Source organism: Palleronia aestuarii, from assembly GCF_003253995.1.
GTDB lineage: Bacteria > Pseudomonadota > Alphaproteobacteria > Rhodobacterales > Rhodobacteraceae > Palleronia > Palleronia aestuarii.
Map to the genome: position 1 here is coordinate 297,466 of NZ_QKZL01000005.1, position 20,226 is coordinate 317,691.

17 protein-coding genes and 2 pseudogenes are annotated in these 20,226 nt (G+C 65.4%); 13 read left to right on the top strand and 6 right to left on the bottom strand.

Annotated features, from left to right (window positions below; all coding sequences use genetic code 11):
* Nucleotides 1-21: 21 nt before the first annotated feature.
* A complete protein-coding gene (locus LX81_RS08940; RefSeq protein WP_111536946.1) occupies nt 22-1,566 on the bottom strand; it encodes an ABC transporter substrate-binding protein in 1,545 nt (514 codons plus the stop codon).
* Nucleotides 1,563-2,369 carry a class II aldolase/adducin family protein gene (locus tag LX81_RS08945; protein ID WP_111536947.1) on the bottom strand — a complete coding sequence of 269 codons (807 nt, stop codon included), beginning with the start codon at nt 2,367-2,369 and terminating at the stop codon, nt 1,563-1,565. Before LX81_RS08945 ends, LX81_RS08940 begins: the two co-directional genes overlap by 4 nt.
* A 98-nt stretch (nt 2,370-2,467) precedes the next feature.
* Between LX81_RS08945 and LX81_RS08950 the strand changes: the two genes are divergently transcribed.
* Nucleotides 2,468-3,184 carry a GntR family transcriptional regulator gene (locus tag LX81_RS08950; protein WP_234822543.1) on the top strand — a complete coding sequence of 239 codons (717 nt, stop codon included), beginning with the start codon at nt 2,468-2,470 and terminating at the stop codon, nt 3,182-3,184.
* Between the two features lie 130 nt (nt 3,185-3,314).
* Here the strand turns inward: LX81_RS08950 and LX81_RS08955 are convergent, their stop codons facing one another.
* On the bottom strand, nt 3,315-5,687 hold the full coding sequence (locus LX81_RS08955; protein WP_170133890.1) for a non-ribosomal peptide synthetase: 2,373 nt from the start codon (nt 5,685-5,687) through the stop codon (nt 3,315-3,317).
* Nucleotides 5,688-6,317: 630 nt separating this feature from the next.
* Here LX81_RS08955 and urtA point away from each other — a divergent pair.
* From urtA to urtE, 5 genes are all read left to right on the top strand, one after another.
* Nucleotides 6,318-7,601, top strand: a complete 1,284-nt coding sequence (gene urtA / locus LX81_RS08960) for an urea ABC transporter substrate-binding protein (protein WP_111536950.1) — start codon at nt 6,318-6,320, stop codon at nt 7,599-7,601.
* A 57-nt stretch (nt 7,602-7,658) separates the two neighbouring features.
* Complete coding sequence (gene urtB / locus LX81_RS08965; protein ID WP_111536951.1) at nt 7,659-9,593, top strand: urea ABC transporter permease subunit UrtB; 1,935 nt, start codon at nt 7,659-7,661, stop codon at nt 9,591-9,593.
* A gap of 63 nt (nt 9,594-9,656) precedes the next feature.
* Nucleotides 9,657-10,841 (top strand): urea ABC transporter permease subunit UrtC, encoded by a 1,185-nt coding sequence (urtC, locus tag LX81_RS08970; RefSeq protein WP_373280276.1) that lies wholly within the window; start codon nt 9,657-9,659, stop codon nt 10,839-10,841.
* Entirely contained in the window at nt 10,838-11,569 is a 732-nt protein-coding gene (gene urtD, locus LX81_RS08975; RefSeq protein WP_234822545.1) for an urea ABC transporter ATP-binding protein UrtD, read from the top strand. Before urtC ends, urtD begins: the two co-directional genes overlap by 4 nt.
* A 2-nt stretch (nt 11,570-11,571) precedes the next feature.
* On the top strand, nt 11,572-12,267 hold the full coding sequence (urtE, locus tag LX81_RS08980; RefSeq protein ID WP_111536952.1) for an urea ABC transporter ATP-binding subunit UrtE: 696 nt from the start codon (nt 11,572-11,574) through the stop codon (nt 12,265-12,267).
* A 1,183-nt stretch (nt 12,268-13,450) separates the two neighbouring features.
* Here the strand turns inward: urtE and LX81_RS08990 are convergent.
* A complete protein-coding gene (locus LX81_RS08990; RefSeq protein ID WP_111536954.1) occupies nt 13,451-13,675 on the bottom strand; it encodes a hypothetical protein in 225 nt (74 codons plus the stop codon).
* A 215-nt stretch (nt 13,676-13,890) separates the two neighbouring features.
* Here LX81_RS08990 and LX81_RS08995 point away from each other — a divergent pair, with 215 nt between their 5' ends.
* The 5 genes and pseudogenes from LX81_RS08995 to LX81_RS23315 form a co-directional block, all read left to right on the top strand.
* Nucleotides 13,891-14,835, top strand: coding sequence for a GntR family transcriptional regulator (locus LX81_RS08995; protein WP_211322732.1), 945 nt, complete (start codon nt 13,891-13,893; stop codon nt 14,833-14,835).
* A gap of 202 nt (nt 14,836-15,037) precedes the next feature.
* Nucleotides 15,038-17,182 (top strand): aconitate hydratase, encoded by a 2,145-nt coding sequence (locus LX81_RS09000; protein ID WP_111536955.1) that lies wholly within the window; start codon nt 15,038-15,040, stop codon nt 17,180-17,182.
* A 24-nt stretch (nt 17,183-17,206) separates the two neighbouring features.
* Nucleotides 17,207-18,289 (top strand): isocitrate/isopropylmalate dehydrogenase family protein, encoded by a 1,083-nt coding sequence (locus LX81_RS09005; protein ID WP_111536956.1) that lies wholly within the window; start codon nt 17,207-17,209, stop codon nt 18,287-18,289.
* A 100-nt stretch (nt 18,290-18,389) separates the two neighbouring features.
* Nucleotides 18,390-18,518, top strand: a complete 129-nt coding sequence (locus LX81_RS23115) for a hypothetical protein (protein WP_272939475.1) — start codon at nt 18,390-18,392, stop codon at nt 18,516-18,518.
* Nucleotides 18,509-18,688: pseudogene (locus LX81_RS23315) on the top strand (TRAP transporter small permease subunit); the annotation flags it as partial. The gene LX81_RS23115 and the pseudogene LX81_RS23315, both read left to right, overlap by 10 nt.
* A gap of 48 nt (nt 18,689-18,736) precedes the next feature.
* On the opposite strand, the gene LX81_RS22765 reads toward LX81_RS23315, so the two are convergent.
* A complete protein-coding gene (locus LX81_RS22765; protein WP_234822546.1) occupies nt 18,737-18,958 on the bottom strand; it encodes a hypothetical protein in 222 nt (73 codons plus the stop codon).
* On the opposite strand from LX81_RS22765, the pseudogene dctP reads away from it, so the two are divergent.
* Together dctP and LX81_RS22165 are read left to right on the top strand one after the other, a co-directional pair.
* Nucleotides 18,855-19,100: pseudogene (gene dctP / locus LX81_RS23320) on the top strand (TRAP transporter substrate-binding protein DctP); the annotation flags it as partial. The gene LX81_RS22765 and the pseudogene dctP sit on opposite strands and share 104 nt — an antisense overlap.
* Nucleotides 19,101-19,107: 7 nt before the next feature.
* On the top strand, nt 19,108-19,596 hold the full coding sequence (locus LX81_RS22165; protein ID WP_234822548.1) for an Ldh family oxidoreductase: 489 nt from the start codon (nt 19,108-19,110) through the stop codon (nt 19,594-19,596).
* Between the two features lie 78 nt (nt 19,597-19,674).
* On the opposite strand, the gene LX81_RS09020 is transcribed toward LX81_RS22165, so the two are convergent.
* Nucleotides 19,675-20,094 carry an NUDIX hydrolase gene (locus LX81_RS09020; protein ID WP_111536959.1) on the bottom strand — a complete coding sequence of 140 codons (420 nt, stop codon included), beginning with the start codon at nt 20,092-20,094 and terminating at the stop codon, nt 19,675-19,677.
* Between the last annotated feature and the right edge of the window lie 132 nt (nt 20,095-20,226).

Below are 20,226 nucleotides of genomic sequence, written 5' to 3' on the forward strand. Positions count from 1 at the left end.
CGGGTCCGCGCGGGGAGAGGATCACTCCTCGATCCAGGCGTCGCGCAGGCCGTCGTTCAGCCCGATGCCGGTGGTGACGAGGTTCTGCACGTTGCAATTGTAGATCGTGGGGAAATCGAGTTCCTGCAGCCAGGCCACCGGAACGTCGTCGACGAGCTCCTGCTGGATCTCGGTATAGAGGCGCTGGCGCTCTTCCGTATCGGCGGTGCCCGCCGCGGCCGCCCATTTCTCGTCGAGTTCGGGGTTCTCGTACCCCTCGACATTGTTCCAGGGGCTGCCGCGCTCGATCTGGTCCATCGTGTAGGTGCGCGAGACGCCAAGCGCCGGGTCGCCGTACTGGTAGAGGTAGGTGAAGGCGATATCGTAATCCCACTGGGCCGTGGCCTCGTTCCAGCCGGCCACGTCGGTCGCCTCGATCTCCGTGTTGATGCCGACCTCCTGGAGGTTCTGGCGCACCGCCTCCGCCCAACGCTGCCATGTCTCGCCGTAGGGCAGGGGCAGGAGACGTACCGGCGCGCCGTCGTAGCCCATCTCCTCGAGCAGTTCGCGGGCGCGATCGGGGTCGTATTCGTACTGCGTCACGTCGTCGGTATAGAAATTGGTGCTGGATGAGACGGGACCGGTCGCGACCTTGCCGAACCCGTTCCAGACCACGTCGACCATGAACTGGCGATCCATCGCATACATCACAGCCTGGCGGAAACGCACGTCGGAGGTCGGACCCTCGCGGTTGTTGAGCCACATCCAGGCATGGGGGGCGAAGAATTCCCAGCCCTCGGAGGTCACGCAGGCATTGTCGCCCTCCGACAGGCGCGCCACGTCCCAGTTCTCCACCGATCCGCCGGGCAGGACATCGACCTCGCCGGTTTCGAACGCCACGGCACGGGACGCGGCGTCGGGGATGACGCGGTAGTAGATCTCGTCGAGATGGGGCAGATCGTCGATGTAGTAGTCCTCGTTCGCGACGAGGTGGATGAAACTGCCCCGCTCCCAGCTTTCGAACTTGAACGCACCGGTGCCGATCGGCGTGTTGTTGGCGTCGTTGTTGGCGAAGTCCGTGCCCTCGTAGATATGCGCTGGGATCATCGGCATCGTGCCGACCTCGAAGACGCTGATGAAGGGTCCGAATGGCTCCGAGAGGTTGAAGATCACGGTGCGGTCGTCGGGCGTCTCGATGCTTTCGACGTATTCGAGGCTGGCGCGGAGCCGCGGATGGGTCTCGCGCAGGAAGACGTCGGCGGAGAACTTCACGTCGGCGGAGGTAAAGGGCTCGCCGTCATGCCAGAGCACACCCTCGTGCAGGGTGAAGGTATAGCTCATCCCGTCTTCGGAGATTTCCCAGCTCTCGGCAAGGCCCGGCATCGGATTGAGGTCGGTGTCGTATCGCAGGAGACCTTCGTAGATCTCTCCCGCGATCATCTGGGTCGGACCGTTCTGCACGAGGCCCAGCATCAGGCTCGGCGGCTCGGGCTGGACGACGACATCGAGCCGCCCGCCCTGTTCCTGGGCGAAGGCGCCTTGCGCAAGAAGGGCCGTGGCGAGTGCGGTGGTGATCTTCAGCTTCATGATGTCGATCCCTCTCTGTTGGGGGGCAATGGCGCAGAGCCGGCGTAATTGGGGGCGAGACGATCGAGGCGGCGGAGCATCGCCTCCCATTCGGGATCGCGGCCCGTGGCCTCGTTCTTGTCGTTGCCCTTCTGGTATTGCGCGGCCGCATGGGCGGCGACCGCCTCGGGCAGGATGTCGGGCGTCAGACCCATACCCAGGGCCGCGACCTGCGCGCGGCAGGAGCGCTCGAGGTTGAGCGCCAGCTTCACCGCCTCGGCGACGGAGCGGCCCAGGACGAGCATCCCGTGATTGCGCAGGATCATGACCCAGAGCGCGCCGAGATCCTCCACGATGCGCTCCCGCTCGCTCAGATCGAGCGCGATCCCCTCGTAATCGTGGTAGGCCACCTTCCCGTGGAACTGCGCCGACCACTGGTTGAGGCTAAGGAGCCCTTCCTTGACCGAAGAGACGGCCACGCCCGCCACGGTATGGGTATGGAGCACGCAAAGCGCGTCGTGCCGGGCCATGTGAACCGCGGAATGGATGGTGAAGCCCGCCGCGTTCACGCCGAGGCCCAGGGGATCGTCGAGCACGGAGCCGGCCTCGTCGATGGTCACGAGGCTCTCGGCCGTCACCTCCTCGAAGCGCAATCCGTAGGGATTGAGCAGAAACCTCTTCTCCCCGCCGGCCCCATCCGGAAGTCTGGCGGAGATATGGGTGTAGATCGAATCGTCCATCCCCTCGAGCGCGATCAGGCGATAGGCCGCTGCCAGATCCCGGCGGATGTGCTCGGTGGTTTCTCGGATTGCGCCATCAGGCATGTGAGCCTCCGTCATCTATGACCCTCAGCATTGATTAACCAAGCCACTTGTCAAGTGAATTGTCGACATTCGACAAAAGACGGTGTAGAAGAGGTCCCATGAAGCCGAGGACGGACATGAACGGACCGATCGAAACCGCAAAGTTCGCACCGCTTGATCGCGAGGGGCTGGTCGACCGGATCGCCGAAACCCTCATGGAGGCGATCATCGCCGGTCGGATTGCTCCGGGCGATCGGCTGTCGGAATCGACGATCGCGCGCGACATGGGCGTGAGCAGGGCACCGGTGCGCGAGGCGGCACGACTGCTCGAGAATTCAGGACTCGTGAGATACCGGGCCAATCGCGGCTTCTTCGTTCACGAGATCGCCGCGGAGGGGTTTCGCGACCTCTACGAGCTCAGGATCGCGATCGAGACGGCGGCCGCCTTGCGCCTGATCGCGGGCGATGCGGCGGCGGCACTGCCGGCGCTCACCGCCGCGCTCGACCGCCTCAAGGCGGCCGCGGAGGGTGAGTGCGACGTAACTGCGATGATCTCCGCCGATCTCGCCTTTCACCGGGCGATCTGTCTCGCTTCCGGAAATGCCCGCTTCGTTCAGGTCTTTGACCAGATCGCCAACGAAACGCGACTGGGCGTGATGCTGATCGGCCGTCTCTATGACGACCCCGCCGAGATCGCGCGAAGCCATGAACCGGTTCTTGCGGCGATCGCGGCGAGCGATCGGGAGGCGGTAGTCGCGGCGATCGAGTATCATTTGGGAACGGCACGCGACCTCGTCCCCCCGATGCTGGTGGCCGATACAGAGAAAAGGCGCTAGCGCTTTACCGCCCGCGGCGGCGCACCCTGCGGTTGCGCTGTATTTTGTTTGGCCTCGATGGTGTGACCGCCCCCAACCTGCATCCGATGCGCCAATGGAGGCGGGGAGGGTCGACGGCCCCTCTATCGTTTCAGGACAGGCCATCCTTCGCCGCGCGGGTCGACTGGACGGGCAGAGCCTTCGTCACGAGATGGTCGATCCGCAGGTAGATGCGCCATACGAGGACGCCCCCGATCACCGATCCGATGACCGAGACGGTCGGGTGTGTCAGGCCAACCTTTGCCAGAGCCGACGCGAACTGGAAATGCGTCAGGTAGATCGCCAGCGAACCTGCCGCGACCGAACGAATTGGTATGGCGAGAGGGCGCGGCATTCGAAGCTTCGGGCTCCAGATCATGGCGAATGTCACGACGGCGAAGAACGGCGAGACGGCGATGCCGTAGAACCCCATGATCCCCGACGCGGCGATCAGCGCGACCCACATCTTCTGGCCGCTACTCCTCGCCGCCTGCGCCACCATTCCGAGCAGGAACACCCATCCCAGGAGAAACGGTAGACGCCGATAGAGATGATCGGTGTCGAGTACGGAATCGAGGGCGATCGCTGCAAGGGCAGCGCACGCGGCCGTCACGGCCAGCGCGGTGAACCCCTTCATCGCGAAGAACGAACGGACGGACGGGCTCAGGAGGGGAAGCGAAATCAACAGGAGGCATTGCAGGTAGACTTCGACGAACCAGGCGCCTCCGGGAACGTCCGGGCCGACCCAGTTCGAGACGAAGAACGTCGCAGGCCACGATCCATAGCCCGTAAGCGCCCAATTCGCGGCACCCATCAGCGCAGTGAAGATCCCGACACGCAGGCCCAAAGTGACTATCGGGGCGATGCTGCCCGATCGCAACACGGACGGAAGCGTGAACGCGCCAAACGCCCAGCCCGCGACGAGGAAGAGTGACAATGCCCCGCCGCCTCCGTAGGCGAAAAGCTGAAAATGGTCCGCGACGATCGCAACGATCGCCAGGGCGCGCACGAGCGTGGGCATGTCCACGGCCACGGTGGAGCGCCGTGACGCCGACAGCGCATCCAGGTCCCGCGCCGGCAAGTTCTCCCATCCGTCAGGCAAATCGCCGACCGATGCCTCGAGATCAAGCGCCACGGAGAGGTAATTCAGGCTGTCGCCCCCGAGATCGATGAAGCTCGTGTCGTCGTCGATGTCGGACGCGGGAAAATGCACGCGAAAGATTTCCGCCGCTGTCATATCGCGACCGACGGGTCGCACGGGTGGGGTGGCGGAGGCCGAACCCGCTTCCGCGACGGCCCGCATCCCGAGCCCGTCGATCTTGCCATTCGCGTTTCTCGGCAGGTCGGTGACGGCATGGACGCGCACCGTTCCGCGCGGGAACTTGAGCCATCGATCGATCTCGTCCGCCAACCGGGCGGCATCCTCGGATGGGATCCCGGCCACGACATGGATCTCTTCACCGATGGCGATAGATGCCGCGGAAATACCGTCGCGCTTCACCTTCGCGTCCAGCTCGTCGAGAGAGATCCGGTAGCCGAAAAGTTTGACGAACCGGCTTTGCCGCCCGGTGATCGCGAAGAGTCCGTTGGGCTGCCGTCGCGCGAGGTCCCCGGTATGCAAGACACCCGGCCCTTGCCCCAATGCGAGATCGGCGGCCGAACTCGCGTAACCCATCATGACGTTGGGCCCCTCGTAGACGAGCTCCCCTTCCTCTCCATCGGGCAGGATATCGCCCGCGTCGTTGCGGACGGAAAGCGTTCCCCCGGGAATGGCGCGGCCGATGCATCCGGGATTGGCCTGGGCTTCTTCCGGCGGCAGATAGGCCATCCGGGGCGCCGCCTCCGTTTGACCGTACATCACGACGAAGGACCAGCCTTCGGCCCGGGACCGCGCGCTCCACGCTTCGATCGCGGCGGGCGGCATTTTCCCTCCCGCCTGGGTCATCATCCTGAGTGTCTTGAGCCCGGACGTATCCACCCGGCTCTGCTCGATCAGGTCGAACGTGTGCGGGACCCCTGCGAGACTCGTGCAGCCGCGGGACTTGAACGTCTCCCAGAACTCCGGGGACGATACGGAGCCGGGCATCAGCACGATCTCCGCGCCCGCCAGGAGGTGCGAGTTCACCACCGACATGCCGTAGGAGTACTGGAACGGCAGTGACATGGCGGCTTTGTCATCGCCCGTGATCCCGAGATACGCGATGATCGACTCGGCGTTCGCGCGGATATTGGCATGTGACAGCCGGACGCTCTTCGCCGCGCCCGTAGAGCCGGAGGTCGAAAGGAGAACCGCCAGGTCCGCATGGATCTCCGGCGGGACGCCTTCGTCGATCTCAAGCAGATCCTCGCCGGGACTGTAATCATACGTGACCGGAAAAGCCTGCCCGGAACCGGCGGCAGACCCATCGACGAGCGCGACCGGGCACCGTATCGAGAGAGCGGCGAGGTAGGCGACGTACTGCCGGTAGGTCCCATCGCATCGCAATAGAAAAACACCACGTCCGCACGTGATCCTCTCCGCGAATGACGTGACATCCGCGGAGAGGTCGGCATATGTGACTGTCCAGCCGCCGGGACCGGAAAACGCAACTCGATCCGACGAACGGTTTAACCAACAAATATCCGACATTCACCGTGACCCCGGGCCATATTTCGAAGCGACTCCTACGACGACGGACTCGTAGTCCGCAAAGCATTCCCGTTAAGGTAGTTAATTCGAAGGTTACGTACCGCGATGGGTTTGCCGGAGGCCGATCATGGGCAGGCTCGGGGCCGAATGGTCTACGGCATTAGCTGTAATCAAGGCTTCGCTGGAAACGCGTTTCCGATCCCCTTTGGCTCTGGTGGTGTGACCGCCCCCTGATGGGCAGGGGGCGAAGGTCGATGCGGAAGCGGCTGCAGCAACGCTTAAATTTCGATCAAACCCCCCGCAAACCGCTTCACTTGGCGGCGATGTCGGGAATGGCAATCGATGGGCCTCACTGGGCTCTGCCACGTCGTGTCTCAATTTGGAATACGCTCTGCAGCGAGCCACCAGACATCTGGCGTCTGCAGGCAGGCGGAGTGTCCCTCGGGGCAAATCCGGAAAGTCGTGTCCAAATAGAGGAAATGTTAGATGCTGATCCGATCGCTTTTCGTCACGGGCGCCCTTTGCGTCGCCGCACAGCCCGGTGTCGCCCAGGAAACCGACTGCCCGGTGAAGGTGGGCGTGCTGCACTCGCTGTCCGGGACGATGGCGATCTCCGAGACGACGCTGAAGGACGTCATGGAGATGCTCATCGAGCAGCAGAACGAGGCGGGAGGCGTCCTCGGATGCGATATCGAGGCCGTCGTCGTCGATCCGGCCTCGGACTGGCCGCGCTTCGCGGAACTCGGTCGTCAGCTCCTGACCGAGGACGAGGTCGACGTGATCTTCGGCTCCTGGACCTCGGTCAGCCGTAAATCCGTCCTGCCGGTGCTCGAGGAACTGAACGGGCTGATGTTCTACCCCGTCCAGTACGAGGGCGAGGAGAGCTCGAAGAACGTCTTCTACACCGGCGCGGCGCCGAACCAGCAGGCGATCCCGGCGGTCGACTATTTCCTGGAGGAGCTCGGTATCGAGAAATTCGCGCTGCTCGGGACCGACTACGTCTACCCGCGCACGACGAACAACATCCTCGAGAGCTACCTCCAGGACAAGGGGATCGCGTCGGAGGACATCTTCGTCAATTACACGCCCTTCGGACATTCCGACTGGTCGACGATCGTGTCTGACGTGGTCGAGCTCGGCTCCGACGGCTCCCTCGTTGGCGTGATCTCGACGATCAACGGCGACGCCAATATCGGTTTCTACAAGGAACTTGCCGCACAAGGGATCGATGCAGCCGACATTCCGGTCGTGGCCTTCTCGGTCGGCGAGGAAGAGCTTTCGGGCCTCGACACGTCGAACCTCGTCGGTCACCTCGCCGCGTGGAACTACTTCATGAGTGCCGACACGCCCGAGAACGAAGAATTCATCGCCGCGTGGCATGACTTCACCGGCGACGAGAACCGCGTGACGAACGACCCGATGGAAGCCCATTACATCGGCTTCAACATGTGGGTGAACGCGGTCGAGGAAGCCGGGACCACGGATGTCGATGCAGTGCGCGAAGCGATGTGGGGCCAGGAATTCCCGAACCTCACGGGCGGCACCGCCGTCATGGGCACCAATCACCACCTGTCGAAGCCGGTATTGATCGGCGAGATCCGCGAGGACGGTCAGTTCGACATCATCTCGGAAACCGACCCCGTGCCGGGCGATGCCTGGACCGATTACCTGCCCGACAGCGCCGTCCTGACCTCCGACTGGAAGGAGCTCGATTGCGGGATGTACAACACCCGGACCGAGACCTGCGTCCAGCAGACGTCGAACTACTGACAGGCGATGCCAAGCGGCGCGCGCCCCGGTGCGCGTCGCACGTTCGGAATCTTGCTTATGCTGCGTCTGCTCCTCGCCCTTGCCATCACCCTGATCGTGGCCCCCGCCGCCGCGCAGGACGATCTGCAAGCCATTCTCCAGACCCATGCCGAAGAGGTCGCGAACCCCGGGCGCCGCAGCGTCGGCGCGCTGATCGACGATTTGCTCGCCTCCGACCTGCCGTCCGTTCCGGTGTTCCTCGACGCGTGGCAGGATCGGGAGGTTGTACGCGACAGCCGCGACGGACGCTTCTTCATCGCGGGCGATGAAGAAGATGGGGTTGTGACGCTTCTGGATATCGCGAACGGGGACGAGATCGGGACGGCGCCGGAGGCCGCGCTAGAGGAGGTGCGGCCGAACGGCGGCGTGCGCCGCGTGATCGGCGGAGCACTGGTGCAATTCCGCCTGAGCGATCCCGATCCGAGGGCGCGGCAACGCGCGCTCGCCTCGATCGCGCGACGTCCCGACGCGGACCAGATCGACCCTTTGCGCGCTTCGATCGAAGAGGAAGACGATGCCGGTATCCTGGCCGAGAAGGAACGGCTCCTGAACATCCTCGTCGCGCGGTTCGGCGCGACAACGGAGGATCGGATTGCCGCCATCGAGGCCTTGGCGGGCGAGATCAATCCCGACGCGCGCGCCGCGCTGAGTGAAATCCTCAGGACCGAGGACCGCGTCGTTCCCGCCGGGGAGGCGACGGACGGCAACGTGGCGGGTACGCTAAGCCTGCCGCGGGCTGAAGCCTATGGCCGGCTGGTCGATGCGGAGCTGGCGCCGCCTGGCGTGTCGCCCGCAGAGATCCGCGACACGCTCCTGGCCAATGTCGAGGCAGGCGCGGTGGCGGGCACGCGGCTTGCGGATCTCGACACCGATACCGCCCGCCATGCCGCCTACGAGCGATTGTCGGAGACCGGGCGCGCGGCGCCGTTCGTCTCCGATGAGGAGATCGACGCGGCCATCGCGGCGCACAGCTTCGAGGCGGTCTTTCTGGAGGAGGACGAAGCCGTCATCGATGCCGCGCGCGCGACGCTTGGCTCGGTCGAGCGACAGGTGGCGCTGAACCGCGCGGCCGATCTCGGGCTCGATGCGCTGTCGCTCGCCTCGATCTACTTTCTCGCCGCCATCGGTCTCGCGATCACCTTCGGGGTTATGGGGGTCATCAACATGGCCCATGGCGAGTTCATCATGATGGGCGCCTATACCGGCTACGTCGTCCAGCAATTCGTCCCGGACTACACCCTGTCGCTGGTCATCGCCCTGCCGCTCGCCTTCATCGTCGCCGCCGCCGCGGGCGTGGCGATGGAGCGCCTGGTGATCCGGCATCTCTATCACCGTCCGCTGGAGACGTTGCTTGCGACGTTCGGCATATCCATCGCGCTGCAGCAGCTTGCCAAGAACATCTTCGGCACGCAGGCCCGGCCGCTGACCTCGCCCGACTGGCTGGGCGGTCAGCTGGTCGTCAACGAACTGGTCTCGATCAGCTATATCCGCATCGCGATCTTCGTTCTTGCGCTGGCCTTCCTCGGGCTCCTGCTCTTCATTCTCAACCGCACCCGGCTGGGGCTCGAAGTGCGCGCTGTGACGCAGAACCCCGGCATGGCGGCGTCGATGGGGATCGACCCCGACCGTATCAACATGATGACATTCGCCCTCGGCTCCGGCATCGCCGGGATCGCCGGCGTGGCCATCGGCCTCTATGCGCAGGTCACGTCCGAGATGGGCGCCAACTACATCGTGCAGAGCTTCATGACCGTGGTCGTCGGCGGTGTCGGGAATGTCTGGGGGACCCTGGCCGGCGCGGGCCTGATCGGCGTGCTGCAGAAGCTGATCGAGGGGATGAACCCGTCGAACACGCTCGCCGCTCAGACCTACATGATCCTCTTCATCATTCTCTTCATCCAGTTCCGGCCCCGCGGCATCGTCGCGCTTCGCGGCCGCGCCGCGGAGGGCTGAGCCATGGCCGACGCTACGCTGACCGGACCGGCGACGGTGCCCCCGATCAGGCGAACATCGACGATGATCTTCCTCGCCGCGCTCGCCGTCTTCGTCTTGCTGGTGACGTTGCTCGCCGATGCCGGCATGATTTCGACCTCCACCGTCAAGCTGCTCGGCAAAACCCTCTGTCTGGCGCTTGCAGCAGTGGCAATGGACGTCGTCTGGGGCTATACCGGCATCCTCTCGCTCGGCCACATGGCCTTCTTCGGGCTCGGTGGCTACGCGATCGGGATGTGGCTGATGTGGGCCCGGACCGAGGCGATCGTCCTCGCCGATATGGCGGCACGGACCCTTCCCCCGACGCCTTCCGAGCTACAGGACGCCATCGGCAGCCAGATATTTGGCGTCGTGGGCACGTCGGACATCCCCATGATCTGGACCTTCGCGCATTCCCTGCCGCTGCAACTGGCCATGGTCGTACTGGTGCCGGGTCTCCTGGCGCTCGTCTTCGGCTGGCTCGCCTTCCGCAGCCGGGTCGCCGGGGTGTACCTGTCGATCCTGACCCAGGCCATGACGCTCGCCCTGTCGCTCTATCTCTTCCAGAACGATAGCGGGCTACGGGGCAATAACGGCCTTTCTGGGCTGCAGAATATTCCCGGTTTCGAGACCACCTCCCAGGCGACGATCTCCATCGCCTTCTTCTGGGGTTCGGCCCTCGCGCTCGGGCTCGGCTATCTCCTGTTCGCCTGGGTGGTGTCGGGCCGCATGGGCAGCGTCCTCAGGGCCGTGCGCGACGACGAGGCGCGCGTTCGCTTCCTCGGCTACCACGTCGAGTCGTTCAAGCTCTTCGCCTTCACCCTGACCGCCATCGTTACCGGGATCGCGGGTGCGCTCTATTACCCGCAGGCCGGCATCATCAATCCAAATGAGATCGCCCCCGTCGCGTCGATCTATCTCGCGGTGTGGGTCGCCATCGGCGGACGCGGCCGCCTTTACGGCGCGGCCATCGGCGCGATCGTGGTTTCGCTTTTGTCGAACTGGTTCACCTCCGGCGGCGCGCCGGACATCGATCTCGGGATCTACGAGATCCGCTGGACGGAATGGTGGCTCGTCCTGCTCGGTGTGAGCTTCATCTGCGTTACGCTCTTCGCACCGCAGGGCCTTGGCGGTCTATTCGACCTCTTGTCCGCGCGCCGCCGCTCGGGGCGCAGGGCAAGCTACGGCCCCGACACGGGCGCGAAACGTCCAGAGGAGGGAGCGGAGTGAGCCTGCTGGAAGTCGATGGGATCTCCGTCTCCTTCGACGGATTCAGGGCGATCAACAATCTGTCCTTCACGATCGAAGAGCCGGAATTGCGGGCGGTGATTGGGCCGAACGGGGCGGGAAAGACGACCTTCATGGACATCGTGACCGGCAAGACCCGCCCCGATACCGGCAAGGTGTTGTGGGGCGAGGATAACCTCAACCTGATCGGACGGTCTGAAAGCGCCATCGCCCGTGCGGGCGTGGGACGGAAATTCCAGAAGCCCACGGTCTTCGAGGACCAGTCGGTTCGCGAGAACCTGGCGATGGCGATCAAGGGCGACCGCAATCCTTTCGCCGTGCTTTTCGGACGGCGGGACGACGCGGCGCGCCTGACCGAGATCGCCACGGAGATCGGCCTGTTCGGCCGGCTCGGGCGCAAGGCGGGCGAGCTCAGCCACGGGCAGAAGCAATGGCTCGAGATCGGGATGCTGCTCGCTCAGGAGCCGCGCCTCCTGTTGGTGGACGAGCCGGCCGCCGGGATGACGCCCGAAGAGCGCACGCAGACCACCGATCTGTTGAAGCGGTTGGCGACACGCCACGCCGTCGTCGTCGTCGAGCACGACATGGATTTCGTCCGCCGCCTGGATTGCCGCGTGACCGTCCTGCACGAAGGGCGCGTCCTGGCCGAGGGAAGCGTCGACCATGTCACGCAGAACCCGGAGGTCATCGATGTGTACCTGGGACGTTGAGAATGCTTGAGGTTCGCGATCTGACCCTGCGCTACGGACAGAGCCAGGTCCTGCACGGAATAAACCTGACCGCGAAGGCGGGGGAGGTCACGGCCGTGATGGGCATGAACGGCGTCGGGAAGACCTCGTTGATGAAAGCGATCGCGGGCCGGCATCCCTTCCACGGCGGCTCGATCCGCCTTGGCGAGCGGGACCTTGGCCATCCGACCGCCGCCGAGGCGGCACGCGCCGGGATCGCCTACGTGCCGCAGGGCCGCGAGATATTCCCGCGCCTGACCGTGACCGAGAACATCGAGTCCGGCTTCGCCTGCTTGCCTCGCGCCGAACGACGCGTGCCGCCGCGCATCTACGACCTGTTTCCGGTCCTGCGCGAGATGCATGGCCGCCGGGGCGGCGATCTGTCCGGCGGCCAGCAGCAGCAACTCGCGATCGCGCGAGCGCTAGTGACAAAACCGCGCGTTCTCCTCCTCGACGAGCCGACGGAAGGGATCCAGCCCTCCATCATCAAGGAGATCGGACGTGTCATCGCGACCTTGCGCGACGAGGGAGAGATGGCGCTGATCCTGGTCGAGCAATATTTCGACTTCGCCGTCGAGGCCGCCGACCGGGTATACGCGATCCGCGGCGGCCATGTCGCTTTCGAGAGCGCCGCACGTGATCTCGACCGCAATCGCCTCCTCCGCGAGATCGCCTTGTGATCGTTTGGAGTGATTTTCGGAGGTGAGCGTCATGAAGCGCGGTGAAGAGGCCTGGGAGACGAGTTCTGTGCCGTGAACGCAGTAGCCGCTTCGCAGGATTCGCCGCGGCTGTCGACGTGCCGGAGCCGCCCTCGAGTTCCATGGTCCCAATGGCGTGCATGCCGTCATCGTCACGCAGACCTCGCGGGTGATTGCCGGCACGACGTGCGGTCCTCAAGTGGACTCAGATCACTCGGATATGATGGGCCGAGAAACGGCGGCGATTGCCGCAGGGGAGGCTCGGCGAGGGGCTGCGGCTTCGCTTAAAATTAGGGTTCACATCGCCCGTGCTACGCCCCGGGACGCTATTTCGCGCCGTACGAGTTTCGAGATCACCTTCCTTCCAGTGAGCGTCGGAAGCAACGCTTCGACCTTTACTGCTGCCTCGGCCAGTACTGCCCCGGGTTCGCCGGCCAAGAACGCAACTATTGAAGAGGCATCAAGAGCGCAGATGGCCAATCCCGTTCCGCCTCAGCTCTGCATCGACGTACTTCTCCGCGAAGAACGTCTGGGCCGCGCCGTCCTGCAGCTTCAAATGCCGTGTGACGAGGGTCACCGTCCTGCAGCTTCAAATGCCGTGTGACGAGGGTCAGTGCGCAGCGGCGGCGGATTTGGGCCGTGGTTTCCGTCGGCCAAATCTAAAACGGTATGAATACGACGATACCGACCCGGTCGATCCCGGTGAGCCGGAAGCCTCGAACTCAGACCGGCCGCGGCGCTCTCTTGAAACCCGCTGTGCAGAAGTTCCCGCCGTGAAACTGTTCCGCCTCCGCCAAGTCCGGCGGCTTGTCGGGCACGTCGTCGTCTCAATCCGTCCCGTTATGCACCGGTGCATACACGAGCCGGTGATCAAGTTCTCCGTTATAACAGTGGGCGTCAGCGTTAGCCGAAAAGCCGCCGGCCACGAAGTGGTCGAATGGAAGCGCATCGACGCAGTATTTCAGAAGCCGCCCCATGTCCCGGTGACTTATCCAAGTCCGCAGGTCGCGCCGGGAGAGGGGCCGTTCACGGAACTATCCAATCTTAGGCGCGCCGGTTTCGAGCCCGTGGCGGTCGGCGCAGAGGCATTCCACGGCCTCGCCTCCGACCTTCGACGCGCCATAGCGCGTATCCGGGCGGGGCAGGGCAGTGCGGTCATGCCGCTCTAGGCAGGACGATATTCCGCCGCGTGGTTGGAACTTGCGAAGATCACGTGTCCGACACCCGCGATCCGCATCGCCTCGAAGGCCGTGTAGGCCCCGATCACGTTGGCAGGCAGGATCGCGTCCGCCTCTACTTCCGTCGGGATGCCGGCAAGAAACACGAGGCAATCCATGCCCCGGTACGCCTCGATCATCGTGACCAGTTCGGTCCCACCGGCGATCCGCATTTCCTTATTCTCGTGCAGGTCGGGCACGAGATTGAAATCTGGGAGGCGCAGAAGATCGCGCTACGGCGCGAGGGCGCGGCGCGCCGCTCCTCCGATCCGTCTCGCAACTCACGTGACAACGATCCGCTCCATTCGGCCCATCTGGTACCTCCCCTTTTGTCTTGGCCATGCGATTAGAGTAGGCTCATCGGGCAAGAGCCAAACGAGGACTTGTGGTGTCGAGACAAAGCACCGGTAATGCGGTCCCCAAAAACACAGCGCCAGCCCGCCGCCGCCGCCGTGACCTGACGGAGGAGATCGCGGGCCGCATCGTGGAGCACGCGCGGTTCGCCGCCGTGCCCCTCGGAAGTCATGTCTCGACCCAGGAGATGGCGGACCGGCTTGGTGTCTCGCGCTCGCCGGTACTCCGCGCGCTTGCGTTCCTGTCGGAAAAGGGCGTGGTCCGCCACGAGCCCAATCGCGGCTACTTTCTCGCCGGCATCGAGACGCCCGAGGAACTTGGTCGGGCGCCGCACGACGATCTCGGGGTCATCTATCTCAGGATCGCCGAAGACCGGCTTGCGGGCCGGCTTGGCGAAGTGACGACCGAGGCGCAATTGCGCGACCGGTACGGTCTGACCCGAGGAGATGTCGGTCTCGTCATGGGCCGGATCGTGGGAGAAGGCTGGGCGGCGCGGCGGCGCGGCTATGGCTGGCGCTTCTCGCCCGCGCTGAACACGCCGGAGGCGCTCGACCAGAGCTATGCCCTGCGGCTCGCCGTCGAACCCGCGGCACTTCTCGAGCCGGGCTTTCATCTTCCCGATGCAGAGGCCGCGCGGTGGCAGGACCTCGAGGAACGGCTCCTCGCGGGCGAGATCGAGACGCTTCCCGCCGATGCCCTACACGAGCGCGGGGTCCGGTTCCACGAGACGCTCGCCGAGGCCTCCGGCAATCCGTTTCTGCTCGACGCGCTGAAGCGGGTGAACCAGGTCAGGCGCCTTCTGGCCTATCGTGCGATGCTCGACCGGTCGCGCTACTACGAGCAAGCCAGGGATCATCTCGAGATACTCGAGTTCGCAAGGCTGGGGCGGCAGGAAGAAGCCGCGGACGCGATGCGCCGCCACCTTAGCCGGGTTCGCACGAACCTTGCCCGGATCCGCGGCATCCTCGCGCCGGACTGATCGTTAACCGCTGACCGCGCACCTGTTCAGCACATCCCCTCCGTTCACACAGAAGCCGTCGTTTCATGCGGCTCGGAAGCGATCAAGGCATTGTTCGCGCTTAACCCATTCGATGCCCCAAAAATCCGGATTGCATTTGTAGACCATAATATGCAGATTGAAGAGGGATTGGGAGGCCGTCCGGTACGGGCGGGGAGGAACCATGCCAAGCGAGATGGCCGCGACCATGCCCGGACCGGGGATGGTCGACGAGACACCGATCGACCTCGAGGCCGTTCTCGGGCAATGGGCCGAAGCACTGCCGCTCGTGCTACGGCTCTTTGCGGAGGACGCGGCAGCACATCGGGACACCGAGGAGGGCGCGGCGTCACTCGAACGTATCCGGGCGCGCATCCGGAACGGCGCGCGGTCAGGACAGGGTGAACTGGCCCTCCATCCGCGGCGCGTCTTGACGCACGACACCACGGCCTCGCCGGCCCTCGTCGATATCGCGGCGCTGCGCGATGCCGCTATCGCGTCAGGGTTCGACGCGGCCCTCTTCAGCCCGAAGATCCCCGTCGACGTCATCATCGATCATTCCGTCTCTGTGGATCACCACGCGCAACCCGACGCGGTCATTCTCAACCGGCGTCTCGAATTCCGGCGGCATGAGGAGCGTTACGGGTTCCTGAAATGGGCGGGCCGGGCCCTCGATAGGGTGACTGTCGTGCCGCCGGGTCGGGGCATCCTGCATACCCTCAATCTCGAGGATCTGGCACAGGTGGCGTCGGTCGACCCGGCCAATGGCCGGCTGCGGCCCGACACGATGATCGGGACCGACAGCCATACGCCGATGGCCGGCGCGCTCGGGATGCTGGCCTGGGGTGTCGGCGGGCTCGAGGCGGAGATGGCAATGTTCGGCCTGCCGCTCCTCTTCGCCTTTCCCCGGAGTGTCGGCGTCCGGCTCGAAGGGGTGCCAGCGCAGGGTGTGACCGCGACCGATATCGCGCTCACCGTGACGGAGCGGCTCCGCGCCCGCGGGGTCACGGGGGCCTTCGTGGAGTTCGGCGGGCCGGGCGTCGCGGCGCTGTCGCTCGGCGCGCGGGCGGCGATCGCGAACATGGCGCCCGAATACGGGGCCCGCACTGGCCTCTTTCCGGTCGATGACGAGACGCTCGCGTACCTAAGGCGAAGCGGCCGGACCACGGAGCACGTCGCCCGGGTGGAGCGATGGGCGCGGGCGCAGGGTTTCTGGCATCGACCGGACGCGCGGCTCGATCACGACGAGGAAATCGAGATCGATCTCGGCCACATCGCAACGAGCTTCGCCGGTCCCTCTCGCCCCGATGAGCGAAAGGACGCCGCGGGTCTCAAGCGATGGGGGCGGGCGGCCAGAGCCGGGCAGGGGGGACTGCCCCGTGCGGCCGTGGTGATCGCCGCGATCACGTCCTGCACGAACAGCGCCGATCCGGCCCTGATCCTGTCCGCCGGCCTCGTGGCGCGCCGCGCGCGGCGATTGGGCGTGACGCCGCCCGGCTGGGTAAAGACGTCCTTCGCACCGGGTTCCGCGGCGGCGCAGGGCTGGCTCGAGGCGGCGGGATTGTCGGCGCCGATGGCGGAACTGGGCTTCGGGCTCTCCGCCATCGGCTGCACGACCTGCATCGGCAATTCCGGTCCCCTGATCCCGTCCGCGCAGGCGGCACTCGAGACCGGCGCGGAGGCGGTGGCCGTGCTCTCGGGCAACCGCAACTTCCCCCACCGCATCCATGCCGCGCTCGAACACGCGTTCCTCTGCTCACCGCCGATGGTGGTCATCCTGGCGCTGGCCGGTCGCCTCGATCTCGACCCCACGAAGGATGTCCTGGCCATCGCGCCCGACGGGGCGGAGGTGCGGCTCGACGATCTCTGGCCCGACCCGGCGGAGATCGCGACGGCGCTCGCAGCCATAGGTCATGACCGCAAGGCCGCCGGGAACGATCGTGACTGGAACGCCCTGCAGGCGCCGGACACGCCGCTATTTCCCTGGGATCCCGGTTCGACCACGCTCTGCGCACCGCCCTTCCTCGATCGCGCGGGGATCGGCGCGCGGCTGGACCTCGCCTCGCTCGCGGTCTTCGGCGATGGGATGACGACCGACCACATCTCGCCCGATGGGTCGATCCCGCCCGAAAGTCCCGCGGCGCGATGGCTAGCGGAAGGGGGCGTCGCGCGGCCAAATGCTTTCGCCTCTTACCGGGGAAACTGGAACGTCATGCTGCGTGGGGCATTCTCGCGAAGGCCCTCATCGAGCCGGAACAAAAGTGCGGATCCTGCGCGACGGCGGGGTCCTTCCACATCTCTTCGCACGCGCCACGGGCACGACGCGTGAGCTTTCGGTACAAAGGAAGACGATATGAACGCAAGGAAGGCCACCCTCCTCACGCTTCCCGGCGACGGGATCGGCGCGGAGATTACCGAGGCGACCGTGGAAGTGCTGCGTGCGGCGGGAGAGCGGTTCGGCCTCGGCCTGTCTTTCGAGACCCGCGATATCGGGTTCGCCGCATTGAAGTCGGAGGGCACGACGTTCCCCGACGCGGTGTTCGAGGCCGCGCGCGCGGCGGACGGAACCGTTCTCGGACCGGTGTCGCACAACGATTACCCCCCCGCTGCCGAGGGTGGGTTGAACCCCTCGGGACAGCTCCGCAAGAGGCTCGATCTCTACGCCAACATCCGGCCGGCACGGACGCTTGCCGGCCTCGAGCCCGCCTGGGGCAAGCCCGTCGACCTCGTCGTCGTGCGGGAGAACACCGAAGGCTTCTATGCGGACCGCAACATGCATGCCGGCAGCGGTGAGTTCATGCCGACCCCCGACGTCGCGCTTGCCGTTCGCAACGTCACGCGCGCAGCCTGCATGCGGATCGCGGAAACGGCCTTCGATCTGGCCCGGAAGCGGCGCGGAAAGGTCACCTCCGTGCATAAGGCCAACGTCCTGCGGCTATCGGACGGGCTCTACCTCGAATGCACCCGTGCGGTGGCGAAGCGCCATCCGGAGGTGGAGTACGAGGAGAAGATCATCGATGCGATGGCGGCCCTGCTCGTGCGCGATCCGACCGTCTTCGACGTGATCGTCACGACCAACATGTACGGTGACATCCTGTCGGACGAGGCGAGCGAACTCGCGGGCTCCCTGGGGCTCGCGGCCTCTCTCAATGCAGGCGTGGACGCCGCTGTCGCGCAGGCGCAGCACGGCTCCGCCCCCGACATCGCGGGGCAGGGGATCGCCAATCCGGCCTCGCTGATCGGATCGGCGGCGATGCTTCTCGACTGGCTGTCGCGTCACGGCAAGAACGAGGCCTTCGCGACGGCAGGCCGCGCCATTCAATCCGCGCTCGAGGCCGCGATCGCCGATCCCGCGACACGGACCCGCGATCTCGGCGGAACGACCGGGACTCGCGGCTTCACGGACGCCGTCATCAGCGCGCTGAGGTCATCATAAAACGGCTAGTCACTTCCGTCGGCCGCGGCATGAGATCCGTCGAGTTCGTAGTGATCGCGACCTTTTCCCTGACGGCGCGGGCATCGGCATCGCGCAGGTGGTGCTGCGATACCTATTCAACACGGCCTTTCACTGGACAAAAGCGATCTTCGTCCTCCTCCCGGTCCCCGCGATGTTCTACGGCGGCAGCCGGGCGGTGAGCAACGACGCGCATGGCGGGTGGACCTGATCCCGCAACTCCTGCCCCGGCGCACCCGCAAACCGTTGCGAATCCTGCGCTATGTCGTTTCCCTGGTGCTCGTCGCGATCTATTTCCGCGCGGGGCTCGCCTATGTCGGCTTCACTTGGGGCATGGGGATCGCCGACCCGTCCTCGGGGCTTCCGCTCTGGTTCATCAATCTGATCGTGCCCGTCACGATGGGCGCCTTCACGCTCCGCTACGTGATCCTACTCCTGCGTGAATCCTGGGGCGAGGAAACCGGCCGGTCCGAAGCGATCCTGACGCGCCGCGGACATGAGCGGCGGGAAGATCCGCGTGCAATCCATTCCGGTCGACATGGCCGCGATGGAGGCTCTAGGCGCCAAAGTCGTCTCCATGTCCTGGTCGGAAGTGCTCACCGCGACGCAGCAGGGCGTTATCGACGCCGTGGAGCCCACGCCCAATGCCATCGTAGGCGTCGGGTTCTACAAGATGGTCGATCAGGTCACCGAGATCGGCTACTACTATTCGTTCTACATCGTCGGCGTGGACAAGGTGTGGTGGAACGGTTTGCAGCAGGAGACCCGCACCGGTCTCGAGAAGGCGCTTGCCGCGGCGATTGCGTGGAACTGGGAAAATTCGCAGGCCGAGAACGCGGCTAACTATAAAACCGTTCGTTTGGGCGACCGATGCGGACGGGGTGCCGACCACCGACCCGGCGGCGGCGCTCAAGGGCTTCCTGCAGCCTGTCGGCGGCTACAAGGGATACGGGCTATCGCTTGCGGTCGACGCGTTGGCAGGCATCCTTTCGGGTGCGGCCTATCTCACGCACGTGAGTTCCTGGGTCGACGCGCCGGAGAGCCTGCAGGATCTGGGCCACGTCTTCGTCCTGATCGATACGTCGAAACTCGGCCAGCCGGACTGGCTCGCGGAAAGGATGCAGGACGCCGCCCGCATCTTGCGCGGCACCCCGGCGCGGGAGGCGGATCGTCCGGTCCTGCTGCCCGGGGAAAGGGAACTTGCCGCGCTTTTCGCGGCAAAGCGGAACGGTGTTGCGCTCGATCAGGACGTGGCCCGGTTGATCGTGAAAATTCTTGACGGGTTGTGACGAGCTCGGCGGCGCCGGAACGACGTCCCATGAACGGGCGGAACCGCGCGGCGTGCCCGCATGAGCGAGGAGGCTTCGTCAGACCTTCGTCTTGCTTCCCCGCAACCCCCGCAGGAGTTTCTTCAGGCGCGGGCTGCGGACGGCGCGTGCCGCCTCGCGCAGGGTGAACCAGCGCCGGTCGCGGGCGCCCTTCTCGTCCCAACGGGCGTGCACGCGCGTCACACGCAGCGGAAAGACGGTCACACGGTGGATCGTCGATCCGCGGGACTTCTTCTTGTAGTCGAACCGGCCGAGCGGATCGGAGCCCACGGGACCGCTGACCCCCGCTTCCTCGTAGGCTTCGATCTGGGCGGTCTTCCAGGGGGTCTTGTGCCGCATCGGCCACCCCTTCGGCGGCGTCCACCGGCCCGTGCCGCGCGTCGTCACCAGCATCACCTCGATCTTGCCTCGTCGCTTGCGGATCGGCAGGGCTGCCACCTGCCGCTTGTATGCCGCCATCGCGCGTCCCGCCCGGTTCCTCGCCTCATCCACAGCAAAGCAAGTTCGACGCCCACGATGTCAACCACGCGATACCGGTCACGATCCGTCATATGGAGTCGGCAGGTCACCCCTGGATCCTCGTACGCGCCG

Excerpts from the sequence above, each read along its gene's own strand:
- LX81_RS08940 (WP_111536946.1), bottom strand. The coding sequence starts at position 1,566 with ATGAAGCTGAAGATCACCACCGCACTCGCCACGGCCCTTCTTGCGCAA.
- LX81_RS08945 (WP_111536947.1), bottom strand. The coding sequence starts at position 2,369 with ATGCCTGATGGCGCAATCCGAGAAACCACCGAGCACATCCGCCGGGAT.
- LX81_RS08950 (WP_234822543.1), top strand. The coding sequence starts at position 2,468 with ATGAAGCCGAGGACGGACATGAACGGACCGATCGAAACCGCAAAGTTC.
- urtA (WP_111536950.1), top strand. The coding sequence starts at position 6,318 with ATGCTGATCCGATCGCTTTTCGTCACGGGCGCCCTTTGCGTCGCCGCA.
- urtB (WP_111536951.1), top strand. The coding sequence starts at position 7,659 with ATGCTGCGTCTGCTCCTCGCCCTTGCCATCACCCTGATCGTGGCCCCC.
- urtC (WP_373280276.1), top strand. The coding sequence starts at position 9,657 with ATGATCTTCCTCGCCGCGCTCGCCGTCTTCGTCTTGCTGGTGACGTTG.
- urtE (WP_111536952.1), top strand. The coding sequence starts at position 11,572 with ATGCTTGAGGTTCGCGATCTGACCCTGCGCTACGGACAGAGCCAGGTC.
- LX81_RS08990 (WP_111536954.1), bottom strand. The coding sequence starts at position 13,675 with ATGCGGATCGCCGGTGGGACCGAACTGGTCACGATGATCGAGGCGTAC.
- LX81_RS09000 (WP_111536955.1), top strand. The coding sequence starts at position 15,038 with ATGCCAAGCGAGATGGCCGCGACCATGCCCGGACCGGGGATGGTCGAC.
- LX81_RS09005 (WP_111536956.1), top strand. The coding sequence starts at position 17,207 with ATGAACGCAAGGAAGGCCACCCTCCTCACGCTTCCCGGCGACGGGATC.
- LX81_RS22765 (WP_234822546.1), bottom strand. The coding sequence starts at position 18,958 with ATGGCATTGGGCGTGGGCTCCACGGCGTCGATAACGCCCTGCTGCGTC.
- LX81_RS09020 (WP_111536959.1), bottom strand. The coding sequence starts at position 20,094 with ATGGCGGCATACAAGCGGCAGGTGGCAGCCCTGCCGATCCGCAAGCGA.